The following is a 20,375-nucleotide window of genomic DNA, read 5'->3' as shown; positions in this document are numbered from 1 at the left end:
GCGCTTTCGTCGTTGTTGGCGATGACGCCGTCGAAGGCCTTGCCGGACGACAGCCAGTTGGTCATCAGGTTCTGCGCTTCGTCGCGCTTCCAGTTCGAGGTCTGCTTGTCGATGATCTTGATGAAGCTGCAGTCGGGCGTGGCGATCACTTCCTCGATGTCCTTGGTGCGCTGCACGGCGGCCTGGTTGGAGAGCTCGCCCATGATCACATAGACATTGGCCTCCTTCTTGCCGGCTTCCTTGAGCAGGCGGCAGGCTTCCTTGGTCTCGAGCGTGCCGGACTCGGCCTCGTTCGAAGCGACGAAAGCCTGGTTGTCGGGCAGTTTGTCGACATTGACCGGCTCGCGGTTGACATAGACCAGCGGGATCTTGGCCGCGGCGGCGGCGTCCGACATCGCCTGGGTGGCCGAGGTGTCGACGGGATTGACGATGATGGCGTCGACGCCCGACGCAGCGAAATTCTTGATCTGGTCGAGCTGCTTGGCCACGTCGTTCTGCGCGTCCTCGACCTGCAGCTCGACACCGCTCATGCCCTTGGCCTGCGCGATCATGCCGTTGCGCAGCACGGTCAGGAAGTTGTCGTCGAAAAGAGCCATCGAAACGCCGATCTTGGCGGCGAAGGCGGATGAACACATCAGCGCCGAAAGCGCGACGCCCAAAAGCAGTTTCTTCATTTTATTCTCCTCCACTTGGTGTCCGGCTGCACCCATTGAACCGGAATCCCCGACCTCTCCGGGGAATCTCTCCCTATGGCCCTTTCCGGCGGCGTTTTCCTCACACAGTGGAACGCCTGGTCCTCTGTTTGAAACAGATGTTCCGGAACGAAAGAACCAAAATGCCTAGTTAGTGAAATATTTATTCCATTTCGCCTGGAGCCGTCAAGGGAAATTCGGAACGGACATGCCGGATTTTCACTTCCGGCCGGCACGAGGACGGGTGCCCGGCCGGAAGAATGCCGGTCTTGACCCGGATTGGCGCGGGTTGCGGCCGTGACGAAATTTTATCAGCCTGATGGATCACATCATCCGGGAGAAAACTCCGTTCAGATGTTTTCCGGCAGATAGATGTCGAAGGGCAGGAAGGTCTGGCCGGGCGCGTTGGCGGCACCGCTCTCGATGGCGTGCGCCATGAGCGCCACAAGCTCGCGGCACAGCGCTGCCAGCGGCGTCGAGATCACCATGGTGAGGATGTTGTCGGCAAGCGCCGCGCGCGAGAAGGCGTTGATCTCGTTGCAGATGACCACCGGCATGTTTGCCGGCCTTGCCGCCCGCAGCGCCGCCACCGCGCCTTCCATGCCGCCGCCGGCGACATAGCAGCCGGCAAGGTCCGGCTGCCGGGCCAAAAGATCGAGCATCGCGTCATGCGTCACCTGGTTGGCTTCCAGATTGACCAGCGTCTCCATCACAGTGAAGTCCGGCGCATGTTCGCGAAAGTAGGAGCGGAAGCCGATCTCGCGCAATTCATGGCCATGGAAGCGGTGGCTGCCGACGAAAAGCGCGACCTTGCCGGGTTTCTTCGCCGCCTTGGCGATCATCCAGGCCGCGGTGCGGCCGACCTTGCGGTTGTCGAGCCCGACATAGCCCTCGCGGATGCCGGCGGCAAAGTCGGACAGCAGCGAGAAGACCGGCTGTCCCCTCGCCTTCAGCGCCTCCACCACCGCCGTCAGTGTCGGATGGTCCGGGCCGACGACGGCGATGGCTCTCGATTTCGCCGCCAGCCTGCGCATCTGGGCGGCTATCTCGTCGGGCGCCAGCGATGCTGCGAAGTCGATCGTCGCGGTACCGCGAAAGCGTTGCGATTGCGAAACCGCCGTTTCCAGTTCCCGCGCGAAATCGCTATAGAAGACATCGTTGCCCCGCAGCAGCAGGAAACCGAGACGGTATTCCGGCAATTCCTGGCGCATGCGCTGCTTGATCAGACCGGCGGCGTGATAGCCGATATCGGTCGCCGCCTCGTAGACACGGCGCGCCGTTTCCTCGCGCACCGGCAGGCGGTTGTTCAGCACCCTGTCGACGGTGGCGACGCTGAAGCCGGAAACGCGCGCGAGATCGGTGATTGTCGGCCGCCTTGCCATGAATGCTCCATCGCCAGTTCGACTCACGATAGCTCATCCTGATAGGAAATGATAGAATCTATCTTTGTGACGTTGAGACTATCATGGCTTGGTACTATGGTGAGGTCGAAGCCAGCCATGGGCGAGCCGCGGCACCGCCGAGGGCCATTCGCCAAGTGCTGAAGGAGGAACCCGCAATGACGGCAATCACGTCTCCGGCAGCGTCCGGACGCGACTACAGCCTGACCGGCCGCGATGCCAGGCTGGCGGTCGAGAACGGGCTTTCGGCGGCCGAGTGGTACCACACCGAGATCCCGCGCAAGCAGATGAAGGAGCTGATGCAGCGCTCCGACCAGCCGGCGATCCGCGACGCCGTCATCTGGCTCGGCGCGCTGATCCTAAGTGGCGCCGGCGGCGCCTGGTTCTGGGGCAGCTGGTGGTGCGTGCCGTTCTTCTTCGTCTATGGCACGCTCTACGGTTCCTCGACTGATTCCCGCTGGCACGAATGCGGCCACGGCACGGCCTTCCGCACGCAGTGGATGAACGATGCCGTCTACCAGATCGCCTGCTTCATGATCATGCGCAATCCGGTGACATGGCGCTGGAGCCATACGCGCCACCATACCGACACCATCATCGTCGGCCGCGACCCCGAGATCGCCGTCATGCGGCCGCCGGACCTTCTGCGCCTTGTCCTGAACTTCTTTGGCATCCTCGACGCCTGGCACGCGATGACCGACATGGTGCGCAACGCCGCCGGCGTCATCAGCGCCGCGGAAAAGACCTTCATTCCGGAACAGGAGCAGCCGAAGGCCGTCCGCGCCGCCCGCATCTGGCTCGCCATCTACATCGCGACCATCGCGCTGGCGCTCTATCTGCATTCATGGCTGCCGCTGATGCTCGTCGGCCTGCCCCGCCTTTATGGCGCCTGGCACCATGTGATGACCGGGCTGCTGCAGCATGGCGGCCTTGCCGAGAATGTCGTCGACCACCGCTTGAACAGCCGCACCGTCTACATGAACCCGATCAGCCGGTTCATCTACTGGAACATGAACTACCATGTGGAGCACCACATGTTCCCGATGGTGCCCTACCATGCGCTGCCGAAGCTACACGAGCTGATCAAGCACGACCTGCCGGCGCCGACGCCGTCGATCCTCGCTGGTTACCGCGAGATGATCCCCGCCTTCCTGCGCCAGCTGCGCAACGAGGATTATTTCATCAAGCGCGAGCTGCCGGCGACGGCAAAGCCCTATCGGGAAGAGCTGCACAACGACAATCCGGCAACGGCCGCGGCCGAGTGATCGGTCCTGACGCAAGCCGGCTATCAAATCTTTGCTGGAGGACGACATGAGCGACTGGGTCGAGGCCTGCACGGCCGGAGACATCGACGAAGAAGACGTGATGCGATTCGATCACGCCGGCCGCACCTACGCCATCTATCGCAGCCCGGACGACGAATATTTCGCGACCGACGGCCTGTGCTCGCATGAGAAGGTGCATCTGGCCGACGGGCTGGTGATGGACGACATCATCGAATGCCCTAAGCACAATGGCCGCTTCAACTACAAGACCGGCGATGCCCGCGGCGCGCCGGTCTGCATCAACCTCAAGACCTATCCGGCCAAGGTCGACGCCGGCAAAGTCCTCATTCAGGTCGGGTGACGGCGATGGCGGGAGGAATGGTCATCATCGGCGCCGGCGAGTGCGGCGGGCGCGCCGCACTTACCCTGCGCGATCTCGGTTATGAAGGGCCGGTGACTCTGGTCGGCGACGAACCGCATCTGCCTTATGAGCGGCCGCCGCTGTCGAAGGAGGCGATGACCAGCGCGGCGCCGCTGATCAAGGCGATCGCCAGCGACGAGCTTTTGGCCGAACGCTCGATCCGCTACATCCATTCCGTCCGCGCCGTGGCAATCGACCGCGCCGCGCATGTCGTGCGCCTGTCCGACGGCTCTTCCCTTGCCTATGACAAGCTGCTGCTCGCGACCGGGTCCGTGCCGCGCAAGCTGCCGATGCCGGGCCTTGGGCTGCGCTGCGTCTATCTCAGGACCTTCAACGACGCGCTCGCCATCCGCGCCCATCTCAGCGCGGGGAACCGTGTCGCCATCATCGGCGGCGGCTTCATCGGCCTCGAGCTTGCCGCTTCGGCGCGCAAGCTCGGCGCCACTGTCACTGTGCTGGAAGCGCAGCCGCGCATCCTGAGGCGCGGCGTGCCGGCCGAGATCGCCGAGATCATCCACAAGGCGCATGAAGCCGAAGGCGTGAAGGTGCTAACCGGACAAGGCATCACGGCGATCGCCGATGACGGCGCCGAGGTTCGCATCATGCTTGCCGATGAGCAGGAAGTCGTCGCCGATCTCGCCGTCATCGGCATCGGCGCCGTGCCGGTGACGGCGCTCGCCGCCGAAGCGGGGCTGGCGACCGACAACGGCATGGCGGTCGATGGAACGTTGCGCACCGATGATCCCCACATCTTTGCCGCCGGCGACTGCTGCTCGTTCCCGCTGGCCATCTATGGCGGCCGGCGCGTGCGCCTGGAAGCCTGGCGCAACGCGCAGGAGCAGGGCGCTCTCGCCGCGAAGAACATGCTGGGCGCCAATGAGGCCCATGCCGCCGTGCCGTGGTTCTGGTCTGATCAGTGCGGGCTGACGCTGCAGATCGCCGGGCTTTCCGACGAAGGCCGCTCGATCGTGCGGCGCGACCTCGACGACGGCGCCTTCATTCTCTTCCACCTTGCCGAAGACGGACGGCTGGTCGCCGCGAGCGGCATCGGCCCCGGCAATGCGGTGGCGCGCGACATCCGCCTGGCGGAGATGCTGATCGCCAAGCAGGCCTCGCCGTCGCCCGAGGCGCTTGGCTCGCAAGCGGTCAAGCTGAAGTCGCTGCTGGCGGCCTGAGCCGCGCTATCAGTCAAAGGTGAGGGGACAAAAGATGGCACGCAACAGACCAACCGTCGCCGATCTGCGGGCGCTGAAGGGCAAGCGGCAGCTTTCGAAGCTGCGCGTCTTCTCGCTGGAGGAGGCCGAGGCCGCGGAGCGCGCCGGCATCGACCTCATCTCGGTCCCCTATGATCTTATGTTCGACCCGCGTTTTCGCGACGCGGCGCCGACCTGCTTCGCCATTCCCGGCGACGAACGCATCAAGCTGGGCGCCACCACGAACGAGATCCTGCGCATGGCGGTGAAGCTGCGCGCCGCGAGCGCCGACGCCATGTACTGCTCGGCCAGCCTGCAGACTATCCGCCGGTTGCGCGACGAGCACATCCCGGTCTGCGGCCATGTCGGCCTGATCCCGGCGCATGCGACCTGGACGGGCGGCTTCAAGGCGGTCGGCAAGACAGCCGAAAGCGCCGCCTTCGTCTGGAAGCAGGTCAAGGATCTCGAAGCGGCCGGCGCCTTCGCCGCCGAGATCGAGGTGGTGCCGGCGAGCGTCGCCAGCGCGATATCACGCCGCACGCCGCTGATCATGATTTCCATGGGTGCGGGCGCCGGCTGCGACGCGCAATATCTGTTCTCGGAAGACGTGCTCGGCAGCAATCGCGGCCACTATCCGCGCCACGCCAAACGCTACCGCGACTTCGCGGCGGAGTTCGAGCGCCTCCAGGGCGAGCGCATCGCCGCGTTCCGCGAATACGCGGACGATATCCAGTCCGGCGCCTATCCGGGGCCGCGCCACATCGTGGAGGCGGACGCCGAGGAAATGCGAAAATTCGAGGCCTATCTCGCCTCGGAGGGTTACTGAGCGCCCTGACTCAAGCCGCCGTTAGAATAGCGACTTCAGCTCGTCCAGCTTGTCGTTGACCAGCCAGCCGTAATAGTTCTCCTCGGGCAGCTTTTCAGGCTCGCCGGCAGTGCGGCGCTTCTCGTTCTCCTCCTTCAGCGCATAGGCGCGCTGCTCGGGATTGCCGACATTGTAGAGCGTGGCGGTGAGGCCCGGATTGTGCGAGATGTCGAAGCCGGCGATGCTGCGATAGGCGTCGATCGACTTCCTGATCGTAGCGGCGACGTAAGGCAGGGTCAGATCCGGATCCATGATGGTCTTATAGACCGAGTTGGGATCCTCGACATCGAGCTTGGGCAAGCCGGAAACCTTGTGCACGAGGTCGCTCATCTGCAGCGCCGTCAGCGGGTTGAGCTGGCCGAGGCCGAAGGTCTGGCCGGCATAGTAAGGCTGGAAGAAAGTTGCGCCGAAGCGGTCGTTGGGGAAGCTTTCACCGCCGACGGTCTTGCCGCGGAAGGAATGGTTCCACACCTGCTCGCGGCATTCCCAAAGATCGTAGCTGTCGTCCATGCCGGCGCATTTCTTGAATTCCGGCCGCTGGACGAAATCGCCGACGTCCTCGCCGTCATAGGCAAAGGTGAGCTTGCTCGACAGATATGACATCGCCTTGACGTAATAGGTCTGCAGCCGGTCGTAGGCGTCGACATTGTAGGTGTGCTCGCCGACGATGGCGCCGACAATGTGCATCGGATCGATGCCATAGGCGGCGGCCGCCTTCTTGATCTTGCCGCGCAGCTCGGCGTCGTTCTGCAACAGCGCGTAGACCTTGCGGTACTTGGCCTGAAAGGTGGTGTTGGTGGCCTGGGTACGCCGGCTGGAAGCGCCGGGGATGTCGGGCTGCACGCTGTTGCGATTGCCCGGCGGCACCATGATCGCAGCGTTGGCCGTTGCCACCGCCGCCGCCAACGCCAGGCCGAGGAAGAGAAGTACGCGTTTCTTCATGCGCCGCCGCCGCCCTGGAGCAGGCCCAGCTGCCGCCGGCCCACTCCAACTATTTGTTTTTATGCAATTTCGGATGGAAAACCGCTGCGCACTTTTCCTGAAATTGCTTTCGGAATCGGCGGCAACCTAGGTAAAGCGGCGGGGAGAGTCGAGACGAGGCAAGCTTCCGCCGGAACGAAAGGTGGCCAGATGGTACTATCTGGCCACACATCGCCAAGCTTGTCAGTAGCGCAATTCCAGGAAAAGTGTGAGCGGTTTTCCGCCTGGAATTGCGTAAAAACAAAGAGTTAGAGCGGTTCGGCGTTTCCGTGAAACGGTGAATCGCTCTAGAGGATGAACCGCGACAGATCGGTGTTCCGCGACAGGTCGCCGACATGCTTCTGCACATAGTCGGCATCGATGGTGACCGCCGTGCCGTGGCGATCCGGCGCGTCGTAGGAAATCTCGTCCAGCACCCGCTCCATCACCGTCTGCAGGCGTCTGGCGCCGATGTTCTCGACATTGGCGTTGAGCTCGACGGCAATGCCGGCGAGCGAATCGATGGCGTCGTCGGTGAACGTCAACTCGACGCCTTCGGTCTTCATCAGCGCGATATACTGCTTGATGAGACTGGCTTCCGTCTCGGTGAGGATGCGGACGAAGTCCTCTTTCTCCAACGCACGCAATTCGACGCGGATCGGCAAGCGGCCCTGCAGCTCCGGCAAAAGGTCCGAGGGCTTGGAGACATGGAAGGCGCCCGAGGCGATGAACAGAATATGGTCCGTCTTGATCGGCCCGTATTTGGTCGCGACGGTGGTGCCTTCAACCAGCGGCAGCAGGTCGCGCTGGACGCCTTCGCGCGAGGGGCCGCCCGAAATGTCGCTTCGGGCCGCGATCTTGTCGATCTCGTCCAGGAACACGATGCCGTCGTTCTCGGCCGATTCCAGCGCCCGGCGCACCACCTCGTCCTGGTCGAGCAGCTTGTCGGACTCGTCGTTGATCAGAAGCGCGTAGGATTCCTTCACCGTCGTCTTGCGGGTCTTGGTCCTGCGGCCGCCCATCGCCTTCGACAGCATGTCGTTGATGTTGAGCACGCCGATATTGGCGCCGGGCATGCCGGGGATCTCGAAGCCCGGCATGCCGCCGGTGCCTGTGTCGGCCACCTCGATCTCGATCTCCTTGTCGTCGAGCTCGCCATCGCGCAGCCTCTTGCGGAAGCTGTCGCGCGTTGCCGGGCTTGCGGTCCTGCCGACCAGCGCTTCGAGCACCCGCTCTTCGGCGTTGATGTGGGCGCGCGCCTTGACGTCCTCGCGCATCTTCTCGCGCGTCAGGCCGATGGCGACCTCGACGAGATCGCGCACGATCTGCTCGACGTCGCGGCCGACATAGCCGACCTCGGTGAACTTGGTGGCCTCGACCTTGACGAAAGGCGCGCTGGCGAGCCGCGCCAGGCGGCGCGAGATTTCGGTCTTGCCGACGCCGGTCGGGCCGATCATCAGGATGTTCTTCGGCATCACCTCTTCGCGCATCTGGCCTTCCAGCTGCTGGCGGCGCCAGCGGTTGCGCAAGGCGATCGCCACGGCGCGCTTGGCGTCCTTCTGGCCGATGATGAAGCGGTCGAGTTCCGAAACGATTTCGCGAGGGGAGAAGGTGCTCATAATACTCAAATTCCACTTTGCCACTGCTTGATGGACTCGAACGGATGCAGCAGCATGATCACGTTGAGCGTCAGATTGTCCCGGATGATGTAGCCCGTGCCGAACTCGAAAACGAGCGCCAGGACCACGATCACCCATATAGGGAGCTTTCGCGCCATCACAAATCCCAGCACCATGAACAGCGTATCGGACACCGAGTTGATGATTGAGTCGCCGTAATAGTTGAGAGAGATAGTGCCGGCGCGATAGCGATCGATGATGAAGGGGCTGTTTTCCAGGACTTCCCATCCGCCCTCGATGAGGACGGCGAAAGCCAGCCTCAGTCCGACCGGCGAGCGCGGAAACAGCGCCCATGCCAGCGCATAGAACAGGAAGCCGTGGATGACGTGCGAGAAGGTGTACCAGTCGGCGATGTGCTGGGAATTCTCCGAACTGTTCACCACGCCGTGCCAGAGCTTGACGTAGCCGCAGGTGCAGATCGGCGGGTGGCCCATGCCGTAGAGGACGCCGGCCTGGAAGATGACCAAGGCGAGCACGAGCAGCAGCCCCATGCGCCAGCTGTCTTCATAGGCCGACAGCGTTTTGTCCTCTCCGGATGCGGTCATCTGGTCAGTCCCCCTCTTGCGTGTCGGCTTCGGCCGCGTCGACGGCCATCAGCACGACGTCGCCATATTCCGAATGCCTGCGGCCGATCGGCCTGAAGCCGGCCTTCTCGTAGGCGCGGATGGCGCGGCCATTGTCCGGATGCGGATCGATGACGACGCGCGGCGCGCCTTCCTCGAACAGTTCCTCGACGAACTGGCGGACAATCGCCGAGCCATGGCCGATGCCGACCAGTTCCGCCGGGCCGATCGACAGATCGATGCCCAGTGTGCCGAACGGCTGGTCGGCATAAGGATGGTCGTCCTCGAGATGCGGATCGTAGCTCTGCAGGTAGGCGATCGGCTTGCCGTCCAGCTCGACGATCAGCGGCTCCACCGAAACCGAATCGATATGTTCGCGGATTTCGGCGATCTCCTTTGCCGGATCGCCCCACCATTCGGCGAGATGCGGCTTGGCCAGCCAGCCGGCGATCATCGGCAGGTCCTTTTCGGTGACCGGACGAAAATCGTAGCTATCTTCTCGTTCGACCATGATCTTTTCCAAAAACCGGTTCCCACTTTTTGGGATCATGGCCCGCCGCTTCAGGCGGCATCGAGCGTTTCGACGACGAAGTTGCTGTTGGTGTAGACGCAGATGTCGGCCGCGATCTGCATCGCCCTGCGGGCGATCTCCTCGGCGTCCTTGTCGGTGTCCATCAGTGCGCGGGCCGCGGCCAGCGCGTAATTGCCGCCGGAGCCGATGGCCATGACGCCATGTTCGGGCTCGAGCACGTCGCCGGTGCCGGTCAGCGCCAGCGAGACCGACTTGTCGGCAACCAGCATCATCGCTTCCAGCCTGCGCAGATAACGGTCGGTGCGCCAGTCCTTGGCGAGCTCGACGCAGGCGCGCGTCAGCTGGTCCGGATATTGTTCGAGCTTGGCTTCGAGCCGTTCCAGCAGGGTGAAGGCATCGGCGGTGGCGCCGGCAAAACCGGCAATGACGCTGCCGCCCTTGCCGATGCGGCGCACCTTGCGGGCGTTGCCCTTCATGATGGTCTGGCCAAGGCTGACCTGGCCGTCGCCGGCGATCACAACCTTGTTGCCCTTGCGCACGCTGATGATGGTCGTGGCGTGCATGGTCAGTTCATTCGACATTTCCGGCTCCGATTCGCGCTATCCCTTCTAGAGGCGATTGGCGCGGTACGAGTGACTTTTGATTGCCATATGTATGCATGGGGCGAGTGATTGCAAACCGCCCTCGGCAAGGCCGATACCGTCTGGAATGGCAACTGGCAATCGCCGGATCATGCTGATAGAAGGCTCTCGTTTTCAAGCCCGTGTCACGGGACAAGGACCGCAAGGACTTAAAGTTATGCCGCCCCGTTCCGCAGAAATCAGCCGCAAGACCAAGGAAACCGAGATTTCGGTATCGGTCCATGTCGACGGCAAGGGCAAATCCGACATTTCGACGGGCGTCGGCTTCTTCGACCATATGCTCGACCAGCTGTCGCGCCATTCGCTGATCGACATGACTGTCAAGGCCAAGGGCGACCTGCACATCGACGACCACCACACGGTCGAGGACACCGGCATCGCGATCGGCCAGGCGCTGAGCAAGGCGCTGGGCGAGCGGCGCGGCATCATGCGCTATGCCTCGATCGACCTGGCCATGGACGAGACGCTGACCCGAGCGGCGATCGACGTGTCCGGCCGGCCGTTCCTAGTCTGGAACGTCGCTTTCTCGTCGCCGAAGATCGGCACGTTCGACACCGAGCTGGTGCGCGAGTTCTTCCAGGCGCTGGCACAGAATGCCGGCATCACGCTGCATGTGACCAATCATTACGGCGCCAACAACCATCATATCGCCGAAACTTGCTTCAAGGCGGTGGCCAGGGCGCTGCGCGCGGCGCTCGAGCCCGACCCGCGCCAGCCGGATGCGGTGCCGTCCACCAAGGGATCCCTGAAAGGATAGCCCTATGGCCAGCTATGTCGTGATGGAACCGCCATCGGGCAGTGGAGCGGCTGACACGACTTTCGTGCGCGACGGTTTCACCTGGCTCGGTTTCCTGTTCTCGCCGGTCTGGCTCGCCTGGCACCGGCTGTGGATGGAGGCCCTGCTCACCTTCGCCGTCATGGTGATCCTGTCGCTGCTCGGCGAAAGACTGAGGCTGGAAGGGGCCGGATCGGCCCTTTCGCTGCTGGTTTCGCTTTATGTCGGGCTCGAAGGCCAGGGCCTGCGCGTCTCGGCGCTGCGCCGCCGCGGCTGGCGCGAATGGGGCGTGGTCGAGGCCGGCAACCTCGGTGACGCCGAGATCCGTCACGCTCTGGAAACCGGTGAAGGCGGCGACGAGCCGGAGCCCATGCCGCGCATCGTTCCCGATACGAGCCTGGCGCGCCCCGCGCAGACGGGCATGGCGCTTGGACTGACCCACACCCCGGGAAGGCCCTGACATGCGGGTAGCGATCATCGACTACGGCTCGGGCAATCTGCGCTCGGCCACCAAAGCCTTCGAGCGGGCCGCGCAGGAGGCGGGCATCGCCGCCACAATCGACCTGACGGCTGACGCCGAACGGGTCCGCACGGCCGACCGCATCGTTTTGCCGGGCGTCGGCGCCTATGCCGACTGCGCCGCCGGCCTGCATACCGTCGCCGGCATGTGGGAAGCTGTGGAAGAGGCGGCCCTTCGCAAAGGGCGGCCGTTCCTCGGCATCTGCGTCGGCATGCAGTTGATGTCGGAACGCGGTCTCGAGAAGACGATCACCAGGGGCTTCGGCTGGATTTCCGGCGACGTCAAGGAAATCACGCCGCAGGATCCGGCGCTGAAGATCCCGCAGATCGGCTGGAACACGATCGAGCTTCAACGCAAGCATCCGCTGTTTTCAGGCATCGAGACCGGCCCGAAAGGGCTGCATGCCTATTTCGTCCATTCCTACCATCTGGATGCGAAGAACCCCGGCGAGGTGCTGGCGACCGCCGACTATGGCGGCCCGGTGACGGCGGCCGTTGCCCGCGACAATCTGGCCGGCACGCAGTTCCATCCCGAAAAGAGCCAGGCGCTCGGCCTGGCGCTGATCGCCAATTTCCTGAGGTGGAGACCGTAGCATGAGCAAGAAGGGCTATTGGATCGCCATGATCGACGTCCGCGACCCGGGCGCTTACAAGAACTACATCGAGGCCAACGCGAAAGCCTTCGCCAAATACGGCGCCAAGTTCCCGGTCCGGGCCGGACGTTACACAAATCCGGAGGGGCCGACGGGGAACCGCCATGTGGTCGTGGAGTTTTCGTCCTACGAAACGGCGCTCGCCTGCTATGAGTCGCCGGAGTACCGGGAAGCCTTGAAATTCCGGCTGGCGGCGTCGACCGGCCATTTCGTCATCGTCGAGGGCGCCTGACCGTGATCCTGTTTCCGGCAATAGACCTCAAGGACGGCAAATGCGTGCGCCTGAAGCACGGCGACATGGCGACCGCCACGATCTACAACGATGATCCGGCGGCCCAGGCCAGGGCTTTCGAGGACCAGGGCTTCGAGTGGCTGCACGTCGTCGACCTCAACGGCGCCTTCAAGGGCCAAAGCGTCAATTCCGCGGCCGTCGGCGCCATACTCAAGGCGACGAAAAACCCGGTGCAGCTCGGCGGCGGCATCCGCACGCTGGCGCAGATCGAGGACTGGCTGGATCGCGGCCTGGCGCGGGTCATCCTGGGCACCGTGGCCGTGCGCGAGCCCCAACTGGTGAAAGAGGCGTGCAAGGCCTTTCCCGGCAAGATAGCGGTCGGCATCGACGCCAAGGGCGGCAAGGTGGCCGTCGCGGGCTGGGCCGAAGCCTCGGAGCTCGGCGTCGTCGAGCTGGCACAGAAATTCGAAGGCGCGGGTGTCGCCGCCATCATCTACACGGACATCGACCGTGACGGCGTGCTCTCCGGCATCAACTGGGACGCCACCATCGACCTCGCCGAAGCGGTTTCGATCCCGGTGATCGCCTCCGGCGGATTGGCCTCGATCGCCGACATCGTGCGCATGACCATGCCCGATGCGAAGAGGCTCGAAGGCGCGATCTCGGGCCGGGCGCTCTATGACGGGCGCGTCGACCCGGCGGAGGCACTGGCGATCCTGCGTGGCGAACGGGCGGAGGCAGAATAGTGGACATCTCGATAATCCTGGCATCCTACGACAGCGGCCACTTTCACGGCGGCTGCGGCCAGGGTCCCGACGCGCTGATCGCAGGGGGGCTGGCCGAGGCGCTGAAGCTCGCCGGCCACGATGTCGCCGTGCACGACATCGGCAAGGTGAGCGAGGACGAGCAGGAGCGTGAGATCGCAACGGGATTTGCCGTCTGCAACGCCGTTTCGGGCGAGGTTCGCATCGCGCTGGACAAGGGGCGGTTCCCGATCGTTCTGGCCGGCAATTGCCTGACCAGCGCGGGCGCGGTGGCCGGCGAAGGCGCGGACGCCATCATCTGGGCCGACCAGCATGGCGACCTCAACACGCCCGAAACCTCGACCTCCGGCTTTCTCGACGGCATGGCGCTGGCGACGGTGCTTGGCCTGTGCTGGCGGCCGATGGCAGCGCAAATCCCCGGCTTCAAGGCGATCGATCCATCCCGCTGCGTCCTGGTCAACGCGCGCGACATCGACCCGGCGGAGAAGGAACTGTTGGAAAGGCTGCCCATCATCCGGACCGAGTGCCCGGACTGGGCGACCGCGGCGCAAAGGCTGAAAGCCGATGGCGCAAACCAAGTCCACATGCATATCGATCTCGACGTTCATAACCCCGAGAAGCTGCAGGCCAACCGCTACACCACGCCCGGCGGCCCGGCGCCGGAACAGGTGCGCACGGCGATGTGCGGCCTCGCCGGCCCGCTGACCATCATCGGGCTCACCATCTCGGCTTACGATCCGGCCTTCGACGCCAAGGGCGAGGTGCCGCCGCTGGTCGGCGAGCTGGTGGTCGACCTGCTGTCGACAATGGAGGGGGCGTGATGCTGAAGGCCCGTGTCATCCCATGCCTCGACGTCAAGAACGGCCGTGTCGTCAAAGGCGTCAATTTCGTCGACCTGGTCGATGCCGGCGATCCGGTCGAGGCCGCCAAGGCCTATGACGCGGCGGGCGCCGACGAGCTCTGCTTTCTCGACATTACCGCGTCGTCCGACAATCGCGAGACGATCTTCGACGTCGTCGCCCGCACGGCCGAGCAGTGTTTCATGCCGCTCACCGTCGGCGGCGGCGTGCGCCAGGTGGCCGACATCCGAAAGCTGCTGCTGGCCGGCGCAGACAAGGTGTCGATCAACACGGCGGCGGTGAAGAATCCGGACTTCGTCGCGGAAGCCGCCGACAAGTTCGGCAACCAGTGCATCGTGGTGGCTATCGACGCCAAGAAAGTGTCGGCGGCCGGCGAGGCCGACCGCTGGGAGATCTTCACCCATGGCGGGCGCGAGAAGACCGGCATCGACGCCGTCGAATTCGCCGGAAAGATGGTCGATCGCGGCGCCGGCGAAATCCTGCTGACCTCGATGGACCGCGACGGCACCAAGGCCGGCTACGACATCGCGCTCACCCGTGCCATCGCCGACGCGGTGCGCGTGCCGGTCATCGCTTCGGGCGGCGTCGGCACGCTCGACCATATGGTCGAAGGCATCCGCGACGGCCATGCCGGCGCCGTGCTTGCCGCCTCGATCTTCCATTTCGGCACCTACACCATCGCCGAGGCCAAGGCGCATATGGCGAGGGCCGGCCTGCCGATGCGGCTGGACTCGGCTATCCATAGGGCTTAAAGCATGATCCATTCGGAAAAGATCATGCTTAAACAAGCAGATAGATGACTGCCATGGCTCAATTTTCACTCGCCGAGCTGGAAACGATCATCGATCAGCGGGCCCATTCCGGCGATCCGGACTCATGGACGGCGAAGCTGTTCGCCAAGGGCATGGACAAGGCGGCGCAGAAGCTCGGCGAGGAGGCGATCGAAGCCGTGATCGCGGCCATTCGCGGCGACCGGCAGGCGCTCGTTTCGGAAAGCGCCGATCTTATATATCATTGGCTTGTCGTCCTCGGAATCGCCGGCATTCCACTGGACGACGTGCTGAAGGAGCTCGAGAGCCGCACCGGCCGCTCGGGCATCGCCGAAAAGACGTCCCGGCCCCGGGACTGATCGAAAGAGACGGATAGAGCACGATGCCGAAAACCGCTTCGCACTTTTCGGCATCGTGCTCTAGAGCTATTCCAGGAAAAGTGTGCAACGGTTTTCCGTCCGGAATTGCGTAAAAACAAAGAGATAGAGCGGTTCGGCGTTTCCGTGAAACGCTGAAACGCTTTAGGAGGGCAGGAGACTCGATGGACCAGCTTGTTCCTACCGAGAAATATTCCCCCTATCGCTTCTTCTCGGCCGAGCAATGGTCGCAATTTCGCGCCGACACGCCGCTCACGCTCACCGAGGACGAGATCGACCGGCTGCGTTCGCTCAACGATCCGGTCGACCTCGAAGAGGTCAAGCGCATCTATCTTTCGCTGTCGCGGCTGCTTTCCGCCCATGTCGAGGCGAGTCAGCTTCTGTTCCGGCAGCGACAGGCTTTTTTCAATGCACAGGACGTGGTCAAGACGCCCTTCATCATCGGCATCGCCGGCTCCGTCGCCGTCGGCAAATCGACCACGGCCCGCGTTTTGAAGGAATTGCTGGCGCGCTGGCCGTCGAGCCCGAAGGTCGACCTCATCACTACCGACGGCTTCCTTCTGCCCAACGAGATCCTGCGTCGCAACAATCTGATGGAGCGCAAGGGCTTTCCCGAAAGCTATGACGTCGGCGCGCTTCTGCGATTCCTCTCCGGCATCAAGTCGGCGCAAAGCAGCGTCAGCGCGCCGGTCTATTCGCATCTGACCTACGACGTCATCCCCGGCGAGTTCATCACCATCGACAGGCCGGACATATTGATCTTCGAAGGCATCAACGTCTTGCAGCCGGGCAAGCTGCCGAAGGACGGCAAGATCGTGCCGTTCCTGTCGGACTTCTTCGACTTCGCCATCTATATCGATGCGGACGAGAAGCTGATCCACCAGTGGTACATCCAGCGTTTCATGCGCCTGCGCGAGACCGCCTTCCGCAATCCGGACTCTTTCTTCCACCGCTATTCGCAGCTCTCGGAGGATGCCGCACGCGCGATCGCCGAGGGCCTATGGACCAACATCAACCTCAAGAACCTGCGCGAGAACATCCTGCCGACCCGGGCACGGGCCGACCTCATCCTGCGCAAGGGCGCCAACCACCTGGTCGAGGAAGTGGCGCTGCGGAAGCTCTGACCGTCATGCCGAGGCGTTGATCGGTTAGGGCAATTCCAGGAAGATTGCGCCGCCTTGGGCTCACGAAATCGCGAGAACCGCCTCGGGACGAGCGGCGATCTGCGTGCGCATCGCCAGCGACCGGCTATCCGCCGGGACCAGCTTGCGAGCCACGACATAGATCAGGAACGTCACGGCGGCGGCAACATAGCCGTCGATCGCATAGTGCCAAGCCAGATAGACAGAACTGGCCGCGACAAAGGCCACATAGAGGAAAGCCAGCGCCCCGAGGTAGCGATTGTACTCGCGCAGGAACAGCGCGTTAAGCGTTACCAGGCCGACATGGACGCTCGGAAACGCCGAAATGCCAGAACCAAAACCCGTCCGCCCGGCTTCGTTCAACGACCACAGGTAATTTTGATAGGAAACAGCGGAGTAGAACGATCCGAGTCCCTTGGTCAGGAAGGCCAGCTGTTCGCCAAACCGCGCGGTGTCTCCCGTGACGAGGCCGTAAAATGCCGGACCGGCCGATAGGAACAGCGCGGCCAGCACGCTTCCGACAATGATCCAGACAGCCATGAAGCAGACCACGTAGCGCGTCCGAATTGATGCCACCTTGGGCGATGTAGCGACAAAGAACAGGGCGCTGAAATTGAGCAGGAACCACAAGACGTTGTAGTTCCACTCCACCACCGCGCGCACCCAATCATTTTTGGCCACCGCATAGAGCCAGCGCCACGGATCAATCCCGAAATGCAGAAAGGCATCGATGTTGGCTTGCACGACATCGAACCGAAAACCGCCCTGCCAGACAGGCATGGCGTTCTTTACCGACGTGAACGTGCCCTGGAAGATCATCAGCGCCACGAGAAGGCATAGCCCGGACAGGAAATACGCCAACCGGCCGTTGGAAAACGTCGTCTTCACGACAAGAAGCCGCCGGGAGCTGAAACGGTGCAAAATGAGGATCGCGTCAAAAATGACGACGAATATGGGAAACGTCAAACAGTTGAGCTTTATCCAGTCTGCAAAATAGATCGAGTACGCGCTGCGGTCGTCCGCGCCGACGGCATGAAGAAAGACCAGCCCGGCCAACGTGTAGGCGGCTATTATAAGGTATAGGCCCGAATCCTTGCGGACGAGCTGCGCCGCCGCCTCGATGATCGCCCATGGGCGATTGAAAACTGATCGCCTTATGATCATTGCCCAAGCCCTGATACCGGAATGCATCAAGCGATTTCGCTCTGGCTGGGAATGGCTTTTCGACACCCCAGTCCTTGCTATCCATGCAATTCCAGGCTAGCCGCCGCGCGGCTGCCCTGACATCGCTTGGTTCTTATGGGAGAAATCTGTAGATTCGGTTAGCTCGCGGCGAAGGCGGCGCGGCCGCATCAATCGGCTGAACGCCCCCGTCACTGCCGTCAGCTCGCCCGCCGCAGCGTCCGAGAGCCTGTGGAGCAACATCAACGAAGAACCTGCGCGAGAACATCCAAGCGCGCCTGGTCGAAAAACGGCTGCTGAAGTTTTGATGCCGCTTCAGCTTCGAGGCCCAGTTTTTCTGCTTTTTTAACACGTTCTTGCGAGAAACCAGTGAGCAATGGGCGCGGCTTCATGGATCGTTTCACGCAACGGCCGGGAACATTACCTACACCGTACTTGATCGTGCTTTCGGCGGCGATCTTCGCCGCCGTCCTGTATGTCTACTCCGCCGTCTTTGCCCTTCTCGGACCAGGCATTCCTCCTGGCTTTGCCGACAAGGACTTCGCCAATTACTGGACGGCGGCCAATTTGATGTTCGAGGGCAAGACCATAGACCTGTTCGGCCCGCAACCGGTCTACTTCGCGCATCTCAGAGCCGCGTTCGGCGACGCATTCCCATGGCACAACTGGAGCTATCCGCCGCACTTCCTGCTTTTGATCTGGCCACTCGGCTTCTTCGGCTACAAAGCGGCGCTGCTCATCTTCATGGCGGTGACCGGCGCGTTGTTCGCGATAGCCTACCGCGCCTTCATCGGCGAGCGCAGCCTCATTGCCTGGGTGGCGGTCGGGCCGTTCATCGCCCACAATTTCTGGATTGCTCAGAACGGCTACCTCAGCACGGCATTGGCGCTCGGCGCGCTTGCCCTTCGGGATCGGCGGCCGGTGGTTGCCGGCATCCTACTTGGACTGCTGACAATCAAGCCGCAGTTGGGCCTGCTGTTTCCGTTCCTGCTGCTGGCCGAACGGCGCTGGACTGTCATTGCCAGCGCTGTGGTGAGCACGATTTCGCTGGTGGGTCTTTCGGCCGCGATCTTCGGCGTCGACGCCTGGCGCGGCTACTTCACTGAAGTGTTGCCTTACCAGACTTTCGTCATGCGGAACCTTGAAGGTACCTTCTTGACGATGATGCCTTCGGTCTATGCCGCGCTGCGCAACTGGACCGTCGGGCCTGGCCCTGCGCTGGCCTTGCACGTCGTAGTGGCGGCGCCAATTGCCGTGATCCTGATCGCGGCGCTTTTCCGCACCGCCAGCGCGCACGATCGTGACATCCTTGTGCTGACCGGGACCTTCATCATCACGCCTTATGCACTGACCTATGATCTCGGCCTTTTCGCCGCCGCGCTCGGACTGATGGCGACACGAAACCAATCGACGTGGCCGGAGCACAAGGCCCGGATCACCTTGCTCGCCCTGGCCATGCTGCTTCCCGTCGGCATGATGCTTGTCGGCGCGTTCAGAGTTCCGCTGGCGCCGCCCATCGTGCTGGCGGTGTTCCTGGTTGCCCTGCGCGATACTGGGCTGTCATTCGCCATCTCGCGACGGCTGGGTGGCGGCGACAAGCTGGTTACGGCACCGTCACCCGCCGCAGCGTCAGATTGATACGGCCGCCATTTTTCAACAGCGCTGAGGTCGCCGGATAGATGCGGTCGACGCCGTGGAAGCAGAGCCGTCCCTCGCCGCCGAGCACGACGACATCGCCGCTCTTCAGCCTGAACGACTTCGTGCCGCTGTCGCGCGTGGTCTGGCCGACCCGGAACAGGCAGTCGTCGCCGAGCGACACCGAGACGACGGGCGCCGCGAAATCCTGCTCGTCGCGGTCCTGGTGCAGGCCCATCCTGGCGTCCGCCGAATAGAAGTTGACGAGGCAGGCTTCCGGCGGATGCGGATAGGCCGACACCTCGCGCCACAATTCAAGCAAGGCTTCGGGGATCGGCGGCCACGGCTCCCCCGTCACCGGATGCGTCGGCTGGTAGCGGTAGCCGCGGTCGCGGTCCGTCACCCAGCCGAGCGTGCCGCAATTGGTCATGCGCACGCTCATCTCCTTGCCGGTGCGCGGCATGGCCGGCACGTAAAGCGGCGCCGCCTGCACGACGCGCCTGATCCCCTCGACCAGCGTTTCCTGCGCCGCGCGTGGCAGGTAGCCCGGCATATGGCGAACGCCCTTTGGCAGAACGAGCATTGGGATTCGGTCCGATCAAATTTCACCCGAGCATGCCACCGATGGAACGGCTCCGCGACCCGAAAGCGGACGCCGATCGGGTCGCGGGTTTCGGGCCTCAGTCGTTCTCCACTCGGCCGCGCAGCTTCTTTACCGTCGAGCGCCCGGCCTTGGTCTTGAGGCGCCGCTCGACGGCGCCCTTCGAGGGCTTCGTCTTCTTGCGCGGCGGCGGCGGCGGTTCGGCCGCCTTGGCGACCAGGGCCGTCAGCCTTGCCCGCGCATCGGCCCGGTTCTGTTCCTGGGTGCGGAAGCGTCCGGCCTCGATGACTATGACCCCATCCTTGGTGGCGCGCTGGCCGGCAAGCTTGATGGCTCGTTCCCGCACACGCTCGGACAACCCGGAAGCGTTTGCCGCGTCGAAGCGCAGTTGCACGGCGGTCGCTACCTTGTTGACGTTCTGGCCGCCCGGACCGGAAGAGCGGATGAAATCTTCATGCAGGTCACCCGGATGGATGACCGCGTCATTGGCGATGATGATCCTGTCGTCGGCACTCATGCGCGCAGTCATGGCGCGGCGGCGGCAAAAAGAAAAGGGCCGGCTTGCGGCCGGGCCCTGCAGACTGCTGACAAACCCCTGGCTTTTGCCGGGGGTTTTTGATTCACTGGGTCATGTTGAAGCGACCCGCCCCCGAA

25 protein-coding genes are annotated in these 20,375 nt (G+C 63.3%); 14 read left to right on the top strand and 11 right to left on the bottom strand.

Features of this window, described 5'->3' with window-relative positions; genetic code table 11:
- The coding region (locus tag P9236_RS30335) for a substrate-binding domain-containing protein (protein WP_278078182.1) at positions 1 to 674 on the bottom strand (674 nt) is incomplete at its 3' end.
- A 368-nt stretch (positions 675 to 1,042) separates the two neighbouring features.
- Positions 1,043 to 2,074 carry a LacI family DNA-binding transcriptional regulator gene (locus P9236_RS30330; protein WP_278078181.1) on the bottom strand — a complete coding sequence of 344 codons (1,032 nt, stop codon included), beginning with the start codon at positions 2,072 to 2,074 and terminating at the stop codon, positions 1,043 to 1,045.
- Positions 2,075 to 2,250: 176 nt separating this feature from the next.
- Here P9236_RS30330 and P9236_RS30325 point away from each other — a divergent pair, with 176 nt between their 5' ends.
- The 4 genes from P9236_RS30325 to P9236_RS30310 are packed head-to-tail and all read left to right on the top strand — an operon-like array spanning position 2,251 to position 5,797.
- Positions 2,251 to 3,357: a fatty acid desaturase family protein gene (locus tag P9236_RS30325; RefSeq protein ID WP_278078180.1), complete on the top strand. Its 1,107-nt coding sequence runs from the start codon at positions 2,251 to 2,253 to the stop codon at positions 3,355 to 3,357.
- Positions 3,358 to 3,403: 46 nt separating this feature from the next.
- Positions 3,404 to 3,718, top strand: a complete 315-nt coding sequence (locus P9236_RS30320; protein WP_278078179.1) for a MocE family 2Fe-2S type ferredoxin — start codon at positions 3,404 to 3,406, stop codon at positions 3,716 to 3,718.
- Between the two features lie 5 nt (positions 3,719 to 3,723).
- Complete coding sequence (locus P9236_RS30315; RefSeq protein WP_278078178.1) at positions 3,724 to 4,953, top strand: FAD-dependent oxidoreductase; 1,230 nt, start codon at positions 3,724 to 3,726, stop codon at positions 4,951 to 4,953.
- 34 nt (positions 4,954 to 4,987) lie between these two features.
- Entirely contained in the window at positions 4,988 to 5,797 is an 810-nt protein-coding gene (locus P9236_RS30310; RefSeq protein ID WP_278078177.1) for a 3-methyl-2-oxobutanoate hydroxymethyltransferase, read from the top strand.
- Between the two features lie 21 nt (positions 5,798 to 5,818).
- On the opposite strand, the gene P9236_RS30305 is transcribed toward P9236_RS30310, so the two are convergent.
- The 5 genes from P9236_RS30305 to hslV all read right to left on the bottom strand — a co-directional run bounded on the left by P9236_RS30305 (position 5,819) and on the right by hslV (position 10,151).
- Complete coding sequence (locus tag P9236_RS30305; protein ID WP_278078176.1) at positions 5,819 to 6,778, bottom strand: DUF1402 family protein; 960 nt, start codon at positions 6,776 to 6,778, stop codon at positions 5,819 to 5,821.
- 326 nt (positions 6,779 to 7,104) lie between these two features.
- Positions 7,105 to 8,415: an ATP-dependent protease ATPase subunit HslU gene (hslU, locus tag P9236_RS30300; protein ID WP_278078175.1), complete on the bottom strand. Its 1,311-nt coding sequence runs from the start codon at positions 8,413 to 8,415 to the stop codon at positions 7,105 to 7,107.
- 5 nt (positions 8,416 to 8,420) lie between these two features.
- Positions 8,421 to 9,020, bottom strand: coding sequence for a DUF2585 domain-containing protein (locus P9236_RS30295; RefSeq protein ID WP_278078174.1), 600 nt, complete (start codon positions 9,018 to 9,020; stop codon positions 8,421 to 8,423).
- 4 nt (positions 9,021 to 9,024) lie between these two features.
- A complete protein-coding gene (locus P9236_RS30290) occupies positions 9,025 to 9,549 on the bottom strand; it encodes a GNAT family N-acetyltransferase (protein WP_278078173.1) in 525 nt (174 codons plus the stop codon).
- 50 nt (positions 9,550 to 9,599) lie between these two features.
- On the bottom strand, positions 9,600 to 10,151 hold the full coding sequence (gene hslV, locus P9236_RS30285) for an ATP-dependent protease subunit HslV (protein WP_278078172.1): 552 nt from the start codon (positions 10,149 to 10,151) through the stop codon (positions 9,600 to 9,602).
- 217 nt (positions 10,152 to 10,368) lie between these two features.
- Here hslV and hisB point away from each other — a divergent pair, with 217 nt between their 5' ends.
- From hisB to coaA, 9 genes are all read left to right on the top strand, one after another.
- Positions 10,369 to 10,968 (top strand): imidazoleglycerol-phosphate dehydratase HisB, encoded by a 600-nt coding sequence (gene hisB / locus P9236_RS30280; protein ID WP_278078171.1) that lies wholly within the window; start codon positions 10,369 to 10,371, stop codon positions 10,966 to 10,968.
- Positions 10,969 to 10,972: 4 nt separating this feature from the next.
- The gene (locus P9236_RS30275; protein WP_278078170.1) at positions 10,973 to 11,446 is read left to right on the top strand and encodes a DUF2628 domain-containing protein; all 474 of its coding nucleotides are present in this window, start codon (positions 10,973 to 10,975) and stop codon (positions 11,444 to 11,446) included.
- 1 nt (position 11,447) lies between these two features.
- Positions 11,448 to 12,098 carry an imidazole glycerol phosphate synthase subunit HisH gene (hisH, locus tag P9236_RS30270; protein ID WP_278078169.1) on the top strand — a complete coding sequence of 217 codons (651 nt, stop codon included), beginning with the start codon at positions 11,448 to 11,450 and terminating at the stop codon, positions 12,096 to 12,098.
- A gap of 1 nt (position 12,099) precedes the next feature.
- Positions 12,100 to 12,390 (top strand): DUF1330 domain-containing protein, encoded by a 291-nt coding sequence (locus P9236_RS30265; protein ID WP_278078168.1) that lies wholly within the window; start codon positions 12,100 to 12,102, stop codon positions 12,388 to 12,390.
- Positions 12,391 to 12,392: 2 nt separating this feature from the next.
- Positions 12,393 to 13,136 (top strand): 1-(5-phosphoribosyl)-5-[(5-phosphoribosylamino)methylideneamino]imidazole-4-carboxamide isomerase, encoded by a 744-nt coding sequence (gene hisA, locus P9236_RS30260; protein WP_278078167.1) that lies wholly within the window; start codon positions 12,393 to 12,395, stop codon positions 13,134 to 13,136.
- Positions 13,136 to 13,975: an arginase family protein gene (locus P9236_RS30255; protein ID WP_278078166.1), complete on the top strand. Its 840-nt coding sequence runs from the start codon at positions 13,136 to 13,138 to the stop codon at positions 13,973 to 13,975. The genes hisA and P9236_RS30255 overlap by 1 nt, the downstream gene beginning before the upstream one ends.
- On the top strand, positions 13,972 to 14,766 hold the full coding sequence (gene hisF, locus P9236_RS30250) for an imidazole glycerol phosphate synthase subunit HisF (protein ID WP_278078165.1): 795 nt from the start codon (positions 13,972 to 13,974) through the stop codon (positions 14,764 to 14,766). Before P9236_RS30255 ends, hisF begins: the two co-directional genes overlap by 4 nt.
- A gap of 53 nt (positions 14,767 to 14,819) precedes the next feature.
- A complete protein-coding gene (locus P9236_RS30245) occupies positions 14,820 to 15,143 on the top strand; it encodes a phosphoribosyl-ATP diphosphatase (RefSeq protein ID WP_278078164.1) in 324 nt (107 codons plus the stop codon).
- A 182-nt stretch (positions 15,144 to 15,325) separates the two neighbouring features.
- The gene (gene coaA, locus P9236_RS30240) at positions 15,326 to 16,285 is read left to right on the top strand and encodes a type I pantothenate kinase (RefSeq protein WP_278078163.1); all 960 of its coding nucleotides are present in this window, start codon (positions 15,326 to 15,328) and stop codon (positions 16,283 to 16,285) included.
- 60 nt (positions 16,286 to 16,345) lie between these two features.
- Here the strand turns inward: coaA and P9236_RS30235 are convergent, their stop codons facing one another.
- A complete protein-coding gene (locus tag P9236_RS30235) occupies positions 16,346 to 17,494 on the bottom strand; it encodes a phosphatase PAP2 family protein (RefSeq protein ID WP_278078162.1) in 1,149 nt (382 codons plus the stop codon).
- A gap of 233 nt (positions 17,495 to 17,727) precedes the next feature.
- The gene (locus tag P9236_RS30230) at positions 17,728 to 17,877 is read right to left on the bottom strand and encodes a hypothetical protein (protein WP_278078161.1); all 150 of its coding nucleotides are present in this window, start codon (positions 17,875 to 17,877) and stop codon (positions 17,728 to 17,730) included.
- Here P9236_RS30230 and P9236_RS30225 point away from each other — a divergent pair.
- The gene (locus P9236_RS30225; protein ID WP_278078160.1) at positions 17,876 to 19,123 is read left to right on the top strand and encodes a glycosyltransferase family 87 protein; all 1,248 of its coding nucleotides are present in this window, start codon (positions 17,876 to 17,878) and stop codon (positions 19,121 to 19,123) included. The genes P9236_RS30230 and P9236_RS30225 overlap by 2 nt on opposite strands.
- Here the strand turns inward: P9236_RS30225 and P9236_RS30220 are convergent.
- Together P9236_RS30220 and arfB are read right to left on the bottom strand one after the other, a co-directional pair.
- Positions 19,089 to 19,703, bottom strand: a complete 615-nt coding sequence (locus tag P9236_RS30220; protein WP_278078159.1) for an alpha-ketoglutarate-dependent dioxygenase AlkB — start codon at positions 19,701 to 19,703, stop codon at positions 19,089 to 19,091. The genes P9236_RS30225 and P9236_RS30220 overlap by 35 nt on opposite strands.
- Before the next feature lie 97 nt (positions 19,704 to 19,800).
- Positions 19,801 to 20,238 (bottom strand): alternative ribosome rescue aminoacyl-tRNA hydrolase ArfB, encoded by a 438-nt coding sequence (gene arfB, locus P9236_RS30215; RefSeq protein ID WP_278078158.1) that lies wholly within the window; start codon positions 20,236 to 20,238, stop codon positions 19,801 to 19,803.
- Between the last annotated feature and the right edge of the window lie 137 nt (positions 20,239 to 20,375).

It is taken from the genome of Mesorhizobium sp. WSM4884 (assembly GCF_029625675.1).
In the GTDB taxonomy this organism is placed as follows: domain Bacteria; phylum Pseudomonadota; class Alphaproteobacteria; order Rhizobiales; family Rhizobiaceae; genus Mesorhizobium.
Note: the sequence above shows the minus strand (reverse complement) of the source record. Positions and strands in the feature narration are given on the sequence as shown.